Origin of the sequence: Mycobacterium sp. (assembly GCF_049585075.1) — a bacterium.
Classification (GTDB): domain Bacteria; phylum Actinomycetota; class Actinomycetes; order Mycobacteriales; family Mycobacteriaceae; genus Mycobacterium.
Genome location: NZ_JBAUZA010000504.1, coordinates 1 through 10,907 on the forward strand (window position 1 = coordinate 1; position 10,907 = coordinate 10,907).

Consider the following 10,907-nt stretch of genomic DNA (forward strand, 5'->3'; position numbering starts at 1 on the left):
GCGAGGATTCCATCGCCTGCAAGAAAGCGGTCTGGCTTTGTTCGATAAGCTGGCGGCCTTGCGGGCCAAGCGATTTGGAAATCTCCAGGGCTTGAGCCAGCGAGTGGGAGGCCGGGGCACGGACCGGGCCGGGGAAAGCCGCCAGATGCGGTCTGAGGAGGTGGGCGTATCGGGCCGCCAGAATGGACCCGGCCAATGCGATGCCGAGGGCGGCACCAACCTCACGGGTGGTGTCGTTGACCGCCGAGGCGACCCCCTGCTTCTTGTCGGGCACTGAGGTCATGATCGCCAACGTGCTTGGTGCCGTGCAGAATCCAATGCCGGTACTCATCACCAGGAGCGGCCACATGATGTCCCAGTAATGGGAGTGGACCTGTAGGACCCCCATCCACAAGAACCCGGCCGAGATGAGCAGCAGCCCGAGGAAGACCACCAACCGGAGGCCCATGCGTGGCAGATACCACGGGGAGAGCGCGGACAATGTCAGCATGGGCGCCATCAGCGGGCTCAACGCAAACGCGGTCTGGATCGGGCTGTAGCCCATGACCAACTGGATGTATTGCATGATGACGAAGAAGAATCCGAACATAGCCATGAAAAACACTGTGATCGTGGCCGATCCGGTGGCGAAGTCCGGCCGGCGGAACAACCGAACGTCGAGCAGAGGATGGTGCCGTCGCGCCTCGACGAATCCGAATGCCACCGCCAATGCCACCCCGACGCTCATCGACCCGCACGCCAGCGGATGGGTCCACCCTCGCGCGGGTGCCTCGAGCACACCGAACACGAAAACCGCGACAGCGCCTGCGATTAAACCCGCGCCCGCCCAGTCCAACGGGGTGGCCTCGTCGTCGCGCGAGGACGACACCGTGCACGCCAACACGAAGATCAGCAGCGCAAAACCAGCGAAGGCCCAGAAGATGGATCGCCACGACCAGAAATGCAGCAGCGTGCCCGATCCGAGCATGCCGATCACGGCGCCGCAGCCCGCGACGCCGGCCCAAATGCCGGTAGCCTTCGCGCGCTGGTCTTCGCGGTGAGTGGCCGTCAACAGCGACAGGGTGGCGGGCATGATGAACGCCGCTCCGATGCCGGCGACACCGCGGGCCACGATGAGCTGCAACGGGCTGGTGAACACCGTCGACGCCAGCGATGCGATCGCGAACGTGGCCAAGCCGATAAGGAAGGCGCCCCGGCGTCCATACCGGTCACCGATAGCTCCGGCAGGTAACAACAGGCAAGCGAGAGCCACCGAGTAGCAGTCCACTATCCAGGTCAGCTGGGACTGCGTCGCCGAGGTGGCTACCGCGATGTCGCCCAGCGCGGTGTTCAGCGCGACCATCGATGCGATCACCAGCGTCACGCCCATGCAGGCCACAACCATCGTCCAGATTCGCCCCCGGTGCGAACCGAGCGCAGCAGGTCCTTCAGTACGCTGGTCAGGTCGGATGAGGGCGTCGACCATGAGCGATGCGTCTCCCTTCGGCGACGAGGTATTTTTGAGACTAACAGTCTCGTTAGTAGACGGACAGTCTTGTCGTTAAACATGGAGGTGGTCGACATCACCGACAAGACCGACCCACGGCCCGCGCGTTCACGGGCTCGGTTGCTGGACGCCGCTACCGCGCTGCTTCGCTCGGGTGGCCCAAGCGCGGTGACCGTCGACGCGGTCACCCGTGGTGCCAACGTAGCCCGGGCCACCTTGTATCGTCACTTCCCCAGCGGAAACGATTTGCTGGCAGCGGCTTTCAACAGCTTGATACCGCCGGCGCCGATGCCTTCTGACACTGGCCCGTTGCGGGACCGCCTAATCGGCGTAGTGCTGGGATTTGGACAATCGATAGCCGAGGCCCCCGGCATGCTGACCGCGATGAGTTGGCTGGCGCTGGGGCGGGACTTGGAGCAGTTGCCGGAATCCCAGCCCACCCGCACTGCCGACAGCACGGCGATCAGCACGCTTCGCGAGCGCATCGCCCAGCAATACGCGGCGCCGTTCGACGCTATCTTCGATAGCCCTGAAGCCGCCGAGCTGGGCGAAATCGATCGCACCCGGGCGATTTCGCTGCTGATCGGCCCGGTGGTGTTGGGCCGGCTGTCTACGCTGCCCGACTTCGACTACCGCGAGTGCGCGCGTGCCGCCGTGGACGGCTTTCTGCACGTGCAGCGCACGCAGCGGCAGTCGCTCAACGAAGTTCGTAGCGAATCGGCAGGTGCTTGAGTCCGCCGACAAAAGTCGTCGCGGTTAGCTCCGGGTCTCCGTTGAGCTCAATGGATTTCAACCGTAGGAGCAGCTCGGTGAAGAAGCTGTTGACCTCCATGCGCGCCAGCGCGGCGCCCAAGCAGAGGTGCACGCCGTAGCCGAATGCCAAGTGTTTGTTCGGTTCGCGGAAGCAGATGGGTCAACGCTGCATGTAGCCGCGGCTCGTCGGCATAGGATGTCGGATCAGCGAATACCTTCGCAGCTTCGTCAATGATTGGTGTGCTCATCGGCTTTCTTGTCATGTCGCGTCGATTTTTGACGTGCGTCAGGTTTTCCAGTCTCCGTGATCGACGATTACCGCGGAGCGGTTTTCGGCGCTCCGTAGCTGTCGTCCTGTTGATGACAGTTGTAGCGGCGGCCTGTGGTCGGGGCGGCGTGACATCGGTGAAGCCATCGGCGTATGCCGGTCCGCTCGATGCCGGCGTCGTGCGCACCTCGATGGGCCTGATGCGCGGCATGGCCGCCTCGGATTACCGTCTGTTTCAAGGCATTCCGTATGCGGCGCCTCCGGTTGGGCCGCTGCGGTGGCAGCCACCGCGGCCGGCGGCGAAGTGGTCGGGGATGTTGGACGCGACCAAACCGGGGCCGCAGTGCATGCAGGACACCGGCCCCAACCCGCACGTGGGCAAGCCGACCAGCGAGAACTGCCTCACCCTCAATGTCTGGACACCAGCGCCCGAACGCGGCACCGGTAAGCGCCCGGTCATGGTGTGGATCCATGGTGGCGGCTTCGTCAATGGCAGCGGAGACATCTATGACTCGCGTTGGCTGGCGGCGAGGGGTCACATCGTCGTCGTCACCCTCAACTACCGGCTGGGTGCGCTCGGGTTTTTGGCCCACCCGTCGCTCGGCCCAGCAGACACCATCGGAAACTATGGGCTGGCCGACCAGCAGGCCGCGCTGCGTTGGGTGCGCGACCATATCGCCGATTTCGGTGGCGATCCGCGCAAAGTGACCATTGCCGGCGAATCCGCCGGCGGCATGTCGGTGTGCGATCACCTGGTGGCGCCCGGGTCGGCGGGACTGTTCCGGTCGGCGATCATTCAAAGCGCGCCTTGCCAGGCGCAAACCGACGTAGCGACCGGGCAGCGCCGCAGCCGGGATTACGTGGCGTCGAGCGGGTGCCGCAATACCGCCAGCACAGCGGCGTGTCTGCGCGCGCTGCCGGCGGCCGCGCTTGACCGTCCGCCTTGGTACGTCTTCATCGGGGACTCCGACGCGCTCTCCGGTCCGGTCACCGGTACAGCGTTGTTACCGGATGCGCCAGTCGCGGCCATCGCGGCCGGCCGAGCCGCCCGGGTTCCGGTGCTTATCGGCGTCAACCACGACGAGTTCACCATGTTCGCGGCACTGCGGTACTTGAAGTTGGGCCGGGGCATCAAAGAGGGCGAATACCCTCGCCTGCTCGCGGACATCTTCGGTACCGACGGCGCCGCGGTGGCGGCACGTTACCCGCCGGATCACTACGGCGGGGACGCGTCGCTTGCCTACTCGGCGGCGCTCACCGACGGCGTCTTCTCTTGCGTCGCCGACCGATTGGGCGATTCGTTAAGCCAACGGGGCGCGACTGCACCAGTGTACGCCTACGAGTTCGACGACCCGCATGCGCCGACGCCAAATCTGTTGCGGCACGCCTCTTTTCCGGTCGGCGCCAGCCACTCGTTGGAGCTGCGGTACCTCTTCAAAGTCGGCGGCGCACCCGTGCTGGATCCCGCACAGCGGATGCTGTCCGACCAGATGATCGGCTACTGGAGTCATTTCGTCACCAACGGCGCGCCGAAGGCCACCGGCCAGCCCGCCTGGCCGGCCAAAAGCGACGATCCCGGCCACAATCTCTGGATGTCGTTGCGTCCCGGCAACACCGGCGTCGTCACCAACTTCGAGGAAGCGCACCAGTGCGCATTCTGGGCGTCGCTCAAGGGCAAGTCGTGAGCACCTTCGCGCAAGCTTGGTGTGCGGCCTGGAACCGGCATGACGTCGACGCGGTACTTGCGCATTTCCACGATGACGTCGTCTTCAGCTCGCCGGTTGTGGCTCGGGTAGTGCCCGACTCCGGGGGAGTGGTCCGTGGAAAGGCCGCCCTGCGCGAGTACTGGACCGCCGCGCTGAAAACCATGCCCGACCTTCACTTCGAAGTCGTCGGTGTGTATCAGGGCGAATCGGTGGTGGTCATCAACTACCGCAATCAACGCGGCGCCTTGGTCAACGAAGTGCTGGAGTTCGACGGCGATCTGGTGCGCCGCGGACACGGAACTTACTTGGTAGGCAGCTAGTCTGGGTGACAGTAGGTGCTCATCGCAGCCTTCACGACCGCATCAATATCTTGGGCCGCGATGCCATCTCCAATCAAACCGTTCTGGGTCTGCCACGGCGCCGCGCCGGCGGATTGGAATGCGCACACCAGGTGCCCCGCATTGATCAGCGTGGCCGACGGATAGTGGGTAATGCCGTGCGTACCAAGCTCGTTCAAGTAAGCGTCATCTTGGGGGTCGGCGCGGGCCAGCGGCGCGCTGCTCATCAGCCCTACGGCTGATGCGATCAGAGCGGCTGCCACGGTTGTCGGTTGCATGGTGTTGTCCCTCAAGTACACCGCGTCCGCGTCGTTTAGGAAAGGCGCGCGTTGGACGTAACCCAGGTGGTGATGTCGGCGTGCACCACCTCGGTGCCGTGCCGGTCGGTCACCGTGACCGGCACGACGAGCTCAAAGCCTTCGGTGATCTGCGCGAAGTCCGGCGGGTCCAGCTGAGCCCGGGCCCGCAACGACGTGGTGGCCTTCTCCAGGTATTGCACGGTCATCGCTTTAGGTATCCAGCGATGGCTGCGTGGCACGGTGGTCTCCATCAGCATGCCCATCGCGACCTCGGCGGCGTTGCAGGCCGCGATCGCGTGCACGGTGTGCAAATGGTTGTAGACGAAGAACCACTTGGGGTCACGTCAGGTTACGGAAGCCATCGAGCACAGGCATGCCTTCTCCTGGCCCAGTCGCTCGGCCTCACTGCCGCTCGGTTCATTCTCGAATGTGTAGCGAATATTGAACGGCTTGTTCGTGATGAAAAGCATGAGACAGTCACTGTCCTCGGTCGCACCGTGATACATCGTCATACCCTCGGGGAACCAGACAAAGCTCCCCGGCCCGAAATCCCCCGCCTGGGTCCGCAAGGTTCCGCTTAAAACAAACATGCCGTGCGCGCAGTCGTGGGTATGCCACGGGTTGATGAACCCGGCGTCGTAACGCAAAAGCATGCAGGACATCCCGGTGTCGGGGTCGAACGTGAATGGTTTGAGCGACAGACTCCTGCCGAGCTGTTCCAGAGGCAGCTCAAGCCAGTCCATGGAATTGGAATCGAAGACCTCGACGTCGTACTGATCGGGCTGGCTCGTCATGTCGACTCTCCCTCTCTCGTGGGTGTCAAGAAAGTATGGATCGGCAAGTTAGGCCGCTGGGCCAATTCGTGGCTGACCACCACGCGACGTTGAGGGAGTCGAACGCGATTCTCCGCTTGGAGCTCCTACATCGGGGCGATGCCGACGGAGTCCAGGTTGAAAACCCTGCCTTGTCCCAGGCAGGGAAGAGCAACAGTGGTTAAACCTCCACAACCTTGACGAAGAACCACTTCGGGATGCTGACCTCGGCGCAGCCCGGCTCCATCTGTCGCACGTGCGGCAGTACCGAAGCGAAGTAAGGGACTCGGGCCATCGCTGCCGCCGAGAAGAGCCGGGTGCCACCGGGACGGCCGGAAAACCGCCGCCATGCCGCATACGTGCTGGTCGAGCCTGTCATGCCGGAATACCTTACTCCGGAGTAAGAAGACGTTATTCGGCCGCCGGCCGTCGGGGCCGTCGCCCGGTCGGGGGGATTTGGCCGATACCGGGATCTAGGGCATACTGTTCAGGTTGCCTTGCGCCGGGTTTAGGCCTGGTCGGGCATACGACCGGCGCCCAAACGGGCGCCTCCGGTCCCATCCTTGGAGCGCGACGAATTTCGATCGCGGACCAGGCTGCGTGCGGGCGACACACCCGACCGCGGGGGCCGGTGGACCACGACAGGTAAACAGCGGCGCAACATGCGGGCGCACGGCCTTGATCGGCCAGATCCGATCAGGTGATCGGTGCCCGACGGAACAGAGTGAGGTAGGAGAAGCGTGGCGGGACAGAAGATCCGCATCAGGCTCAAGGCCTACGACCACGAGGCCATTGACGCCTCGGCGCGCAAAATCGTCGAGACGGTTGTCCGAACCGGCGCAAGCGTGGTTGGCCCGGTGCCGCTGCCCACTGAGAAGAACGTGTACTGCGTGATTCGGTCTCCGCATAAGTACAAGGACTCGCGGGAGCACTTCGAAATGCGCACCCATAAGCGACTGATCGACATCCTCGACCCGACACCGAAGACCGTTGACGCGCTGATGCGCATAGATCTGCCTGCCAGCGTCGACGTCAACATCCAGTAGGAGATCTGCGAGCAATGGCGAGACAGGGCATTCTGGGCACCAAGCTGGGTATGACGCAGGTGTTCGACGAGAACAACCGTGTTGTGCCGGTGACGGTGGTCAAAGCCGGGCCGAACGTGGTGACTCGAATCCGCACACCTGAGGTTGACGGGTACAGCGCGGTGCAGCTGGCCTACGGGGAGATCAGTCCTCGTAAGGTCAACAAGCCGCTGGGCGGTCAGTACGCTGCCGCCGGTGTCAACCCGCGCCGGCACTTGGCCGAATTGCGGCTCGACGATATCGAGGCGGCAGCCGGTTACCAGGTTGGTCAGGAGCTTACGGCCGAGATCTTTTCTGCTGGAAGCTATGTCGATGTGACCGGCACCTCGAAGGGTAAAGGTTTCGCCGGAACGATGAAGCGGCACGGCTTCCGTGGTCAGGGCGCCAGCCACGGCGCTCAGGCGGTCCATCGTCGTCCCGGTTCTATCGGCGGTTGCGCCACTCCGGCGCGGGTGTTCAAGGGCACTCGGATGGCCGGCCGGATGGGTAATGACCGGGTGACCACCCAGAACCTCTTGGTGCACAAGGTCGATGCCGAGAACGGCGTGCTGCTGATCAAGGGTGCTGTGCCTGGTCGTACGGGTGGGCTCGTGATGGTCCGTAGCGCGATCAAACGAGGTGAGAAGTAATGGCTGCCGAAAAAGCCGCAAAGGCTCTAAAGATTGACGTCAAGACGCCGGCCGGCAAGACCGAAGGCTCGGTTGAGCTGCCTGCTGAGCTGTTCGACGCACCCGCGAATATCGCGTTGATGCACCAGGTGGTGACTGCCCAACGTGCCGCGGCCCGACAGGGCACGCACTCGACCAAGACCCGCGGCGAGGTTCGCGGCGGTGGCCGAAAGCCGTACCGGCAGAAGGGTACTGGTCGTGCCCGACAGGGCTCGACTCGCGCTCCGCAGTTCACCGGCGGTGGTGTCGTGCACGGTCCTACGCCGCGTGACTACAGCCAACGCACCCCGAAGAAGATGATCGCCGCCGCGCTGCGCGGCGCGTTGTCGGACCGGGCCCGCAACGGTCGTATCCACGCGATCACCGAGCTGGTGTCCGGCCAGACTCCGTCGACCAAGAGCGCCAAGGTCTTTCTCGCCACGTTGACCGACCGCAAGCAGGTGCTGGTGGTCATCGGACGTAGCGACGAGACCGGCGCCAAGAGCGTGCGCAACCTTCCCGGTGTGCACACCCTGACGCCGGACCAGCTCAACACCTATGACGTATTGCGCGCCGACGACGTGGTGTTTTCCGTTGAGGCGCTGAACACCTACATCACCGCCAACACCAAATCGGATGAGGAGGTCTCGGCCTGATGGCGACCGTCACTGACCCCCGCGACATCATCCTGGCTCCGGTCATCTCCGAGAAGTCCTACGGCCTCATCGATGACAACGTCTACACGTTCCTGGTGCACCCCGACTCGAACAAGACCCAGATCAAGATCGCGATCGAGAAGATCTTTTCGGTCAAGGTGGCGGCAGTGAACACCGCTAACCGTCAGGGCAAGCGCAAGCGCACCAGGGCCGGATTTGGCAAGCGGAAGAGCACCAAGCGCGCCATCGTCACGCTGGCGCCCGGCAGCAAGCCGATCGACCTGTTCGGAGCACCGGCCTAGCCGGGGATAGAGAGACTTAACAGACATGGGAATTCGCAAGTACAAGCCGACGACTCCGGGTCGCCGCGGTGCCAGCGTCTCCGATTTCGCCGAGATCACTCGATCCACGCCGGAGAAGTCGTTGGTCCGCCCCCTGCACGGTCGTGGTGGACGCAACGCGCACGGCCGGATCACCACCCGGCACAAGGGTGGCGGACACAAGCGTGCTTACCGTGTGATTGACTTCCGCCGCAACGACAAGGACGGCGTCAACGCCAAGGTCGCGCACATCGAGTACGACCCCAACCGCACCGCGAACATCGCGCTACTGCACTTCCTGGACGGCGAAAAGCGTTACATCATCGCGCCGCAAGGTCTTTCGCAGGGTGACGTCGTGGAGTCCGGCGCCAACGCCGACATCAAGCCCGGCAATAACCTGCCGCTGCGCAATATTCCGGCCGGTACGTTGATCCACGCCGTGGAGCTGCGGCCGGGCGGTGGCGCCAAGCTCGCTCGCTCGGCCGGGTCCAGCATCCAATTGCTCGGCAAGGAAGGCACTTACGCCTCGCTGAGGATGCCCAGCGGTGAAATCCGTCGCGTCGACGTGCGTTGCCGCGCCACCGTTGGCGAGGTCGGCAACGCCGAGCAGGCCAACATCAATTGGGGTAAAGCCGGGCGGATGCGCTGGAAGGGCAAGCGGCCGTCGGTGCGTGGTGTGGTGATGAACCCGGTGGACCACCCGCATGGCGGTGGTGAGGGCAAGACCTCCGGTGGTCGTCACCCGGTCAGCCCGTGGGGCAAGCCCGAGGGTCGAACCCGTAAGAGCCACAAGCCCAGCGACAAGCTCATCGTCCGACGCCGGCGCACCGGCAAGAAGCACCGCTAGGAGTAGCCGATGCCACGCAGTCTGAAGAAGGGTCCGTTCGTCGACGACCATCTGTTGAAGAAGGTCGACGTGCAGAACGAGAAGAACACCAAGCAGGTCATCAAGACCTGGTCGCGTCGGTCGACCATCATTCCCGACTTCATCGGGCACACGTTCGCAGTCCACGACGGCCGCAAGCATGTCCCGGTGTTCATTACCGAGGCGATGGTGGGCCACAAGCTGGGCGAGTTCGCGCCGACACGCACCTTCAAGGGACACATCAAAGACGACCGGAAGGCCAAGCGGCGATGAGCGCCCCGACTGAATTTCCCTCTGCGGTAGCCAAGGCACGGTTCGTGCGGGTATCGCCGACCAAGGCGCGCCGGGTGATCAACCTGGTGCGCGGCAAGTCGGTGTCAGAGGCGCTGGACATTCTGCGCTGGGCGCCGCAGGCGGCCAGCCTGCCGGTGGCCAAGGTCATCGCGAGCGCCGCTGCCAACGCCCAGAACAACGACGGCTTGGACCCGGCGACCCTGGTGGTCGCGTCCGTCTATGCCGACGACGGTCCGACCGCCAAGCGGATCCGGCCGCGCGCTCAGGGCCGTGCCTTCCGAATTCGCAGGCGCACCAGCCACATCACGGTGGTGGTAGAGAGCCGGCCAACCAAGGATGCGCGCGGTTCGCAATCTGCGAGCGCGGCACGCGCCCGCCGTGCGCAGGCCAGCAAGGCTGCCGCGAAGGCGCCGGCGAAGAAGGCAACCGCCGAGAAGGCGACTGCCGACAAGGCGCCGGCGAAGAAGGCTGCAGCAGAGAAGGCGCCGGCCAAGAAGGCTCCCGCCAAGAAGGCAACCGCTGAGAAGGCAACCGCTGAGAAGGTAACCGCTGAGAAGGCTCCCGCCAAGAAGGCTACTGCCGAGAAGGCACCGGCCAAGAAGGCGCCCGCAAAGAAGACATCCGCCGCGAAGTCCACTGGGACGCAAACGTCTTCGGAAACGAAGGGAGGCTCGCACTAGTGGGCCAGAAGATCAATCCGCATGGATTCCGTCTCGGTATCACGACCGACTGGAAGTCTCGGTGGTATGCAGACAAGCAGTACGCCGAGTACGTCAAGGAGGACGTGGCCATCCGTCGGCTACTGTCCACCGGCCTGGAACGCGCCGGGATTGCCGACGTGGAGATCGAACGAACCCGGGACCGAGTTCGGGTGGACATCCACACCGCACGGCCGGGTATCGTCATCGGCCGCCGCGGCACCGAAGCCGACCGCATCCGTGCGGATCTGGAGAAGCTGACCGGCAAGCAGGTCCAGCTCAACATCCTCGAAGTGAAAAACCCTGAGTCGCGAGCGCAATTGGTCGCACAGGGCGTCGCGGAGCAGTTGAGCAACCGCGTGGCTTTCCGGCGCGCGATGCGAAAGGCCATCCAGTCGGCCATGCGTCAGCCCAACGTCAAGGGCATCCGAGTGCAGTGCTCCGGTCGCCTCGGCGGCGCGGAAATGAGCCGCTCGGAGTTCTACCGCGAAGGCCGGGTGCCGCTGCACACGTTGCGCGCCGACATCGACTACGGCCTGTACGAGGCCAGGACCACCTTCGGCCGCATCGGCGTGAAGGTGTGGATCTATAAGGGCGACATCGTTGGTGGCAAGCGCGAACTGGTCGCTCCTTCGGCCGCCGGTGCCGAGCGTCCTCGCCGCGAGCGGCCGTCGGGCACC

General features: G+C 64.2%; 14 protein-coding genes and 3 pseudogenes. 11 read left to right on the plus strand and 6 right to left on the minus strand.

The annotated features are described in order from the left end of the window. The coding region (locus WB785_RS23555; protein ID WP_424082326.1) for an MFS transporter at positions 1-1,465 on the minus strand (1,465 nt) is incomplete at its 3' end. Between the two features lie 81 nt (positions 1,466-1,546). Here WB785_RS23555 and WB785_RS23560 point away from each other — a divergent pair. Beyond that, positions 1,547-2,218, plus strand: coding sequence for a TetR/AcrR family transcriptional regulator (locus WB785_RS23560; RefSeq protein ID WP_424082328.1), 672 nt, complete (start codon positions 1,547-1,549; stop codon positions 2,216-2,218). On the opposite strand, the pseudogene WB785_RS23565 reads toward WB785_RS23560, so the two are convergent. Then, a pseudogene (locus WB785_RS23565) lies at positions 2,184-2,387 on the minus strand (cytochrome P450); the annotation flags it as partial. The gene WB785_RS23560 and the pseudogene WB785_RS23565 overlap by 35 nt on opposite strands. A gap of 212 nt (positions 2,388-2,599) precedes the next feature. Between WB785_RS23565 and WB785_RS23570 the strand changes: the two are divergent. Both WB785_RS23570 and WB785_RS23575 read left to right on the plus strand, forming a co-directional pair. Continuing rightward, positions 2,600-4,192, plus strand: a complete 1,593-nt coding sequence (locus WB785_RS23570) for a carboxylesterase/lipase family protein (protein WP_424082330.1) — start codon at positions 2,600-2,602, stop codon at positions 4,190-4,192. Next, positions 4,189-4,533 carry a nuclear transport factor 2 family protein gene (locus WB785_RS23575; RefSeq protein WP_424082332.1) on the plus strand — a complete coding sequence of 115 codons (345 nt, stop codon included), beginning with the start codon at positions 4,189-4,191 and terminating at the stop codon, positions 4,531-4,533. The genes WB785_RS23570 and WB785_RS23575 overlap by 4 nt, the downstream gene beginning before the upstream one ends. Here the strand turns inward: WB785_RS23575 and WB785_RS23580 are convergent. From WB785_RS23580 to WB785_RS23595, 4 genes and pseudogenes are all read right to left on the minus strand, one after another. After that, positions 4,530-4,829, minus strand: a complete 300-nt coding sequence (locus WB785_RS23580; RefSeq protein ID WP_424082334.1) for a DUF732 domain-containing protein — start codon at positions 4,827-4,829, stop codon at positions 4,530-4,532. The genes WB785_RS23575 and WB785_RS23580 overlap by 4 nt on opposite strands. 35 nt (positions 4,830-4,864) lie before the next feature. Next, a pseudogene (locus WB785_RS23585) lies at positions 4,865-5,188 on the minus strand (hotdog fold domain-containing protein); the annotation flags it as partial. A 6-nt stretch (positions 5,189-5,194) separates the two neighbouring features. Next, complete coding sequence (locus WB785_RS23590) at positions 5,195-5,644, minus strand: cupin domain-containing protein (RefSeq protein WP_424082336.1); 450 nt, start codon at positions 5,642-5,644, stop codon at positions 5,195-5,197. A 217-nt stretch (positions 5,645-5,861) separates the two neighbouring features. Then, positions 5,862-6,041: pseudogene (locus WB785_RS23595) on the minus strand (DUF4442 domain-containing protein); the annotation flags it as partial. A 361-nt stretch (positions 6,042-6,402) separates the two neighbouring features. Between WB785_RS23595 and rpsJ the strand changes: the two are divergent. From rpsJ to rpsC, 8 genes are all read left to right on the plus strand, one after another. Further along, a complete protein-coding gene (gene rpsJ, locus WB785_RS23600; RefSeq protein WP_003873519.1) occupies positions 6,403-6,708 on the plus strand; it encodes a 30S ribosomal protein S10 in 306 nt (101 codons plus the stop codon). A 14-nt stretch (positions 6,709-6,722) separates the two neighbouring features. After that, the gene (gene rplC, locus WB785_RS23605; protein ID WP_424082338.1) at positions 6,723-7,376 is read left to right on the plus strand and encodes a 50S ribosomal protein L3; all 654 of its coding nucleotides are present in this window, start codon (positions 6,723-6,725) and stop codon (positions 7,374-7,376) included. Then, on the plus strand, positions 7,376-8,050 hold the full coding sequence (gene rplD, locus WB785_RS23610) for a 50S ribosomal protein L4 (RefSeq protein WP_424082339.1): 675 nt from the start codon (positions 7,376-7,378) through the stop codon (positions 8,048-8,050). Before rplC ends, rplD begins: the two co-directional genes overlap by 1 nt. Continuing rightward, a complete protein-coding gene (rplW, locus tag WB785_RS23615; protein WP_424082341.1) occupies positions 8,050-8,352 on the plus strand; it encodes a 50S ribosomal protein L23 in 303 nt (100 codons plus the stop codon). The genes rplD and rplW overlap by 1 nt, the downstream gene beginning before the upstream one ends. Before the next feature lie 25 nt (positions 8,353-8,377). Then, the gene (rplB, locus tag WB785_RS23620) at positions 8,378-9,217 is read left to right on the plus strand and encodes a 50S ribosomal protein L2 (RefSeq protein WP_424082343.1); all 840 of its coding nucleotides are present in this window, start codon (positions 8,378-8,380) and stop codon (positions 9,215-9,217) included. A gap of 9 nt (positions 9,218-9,226) precedes the next feature. Continuing rightward, positions 9,227-9,508: a 30S ribosomal protein S19 gene (rpsS, locus tag WB785_RS23625; protein ID WP_324446984.1), complete on the plus strand. Its 282-nt coding sequence runs from the start codon at positions 9,227-9,229 to the stop codon at positions 9,506-9,508. After that, positions 9,505-10,209, plus strand: coding sequence for a 50S ribosomal protein L22 (rplV, locus tag WB785_RS23630; protein ID WP_424082345.1), 705 nt, complete (start codon positions 9,505-9,507; stop codon positions 10,207-10,209). The genes rpsS and rplV overlap by 4 nt, the downstream gene beginning before the upstream one ends. Then, on the plus strand, positions 10,209-10,907 hold a 699-nt coding region (gene rpsC / locus WB785_RS23635; protein ID WP_424082347.1), incomplete at its 3' end, for a 30S ribosomal protein S3. The genes rplV and rpsC, both read left to right, overlap by 1 nt.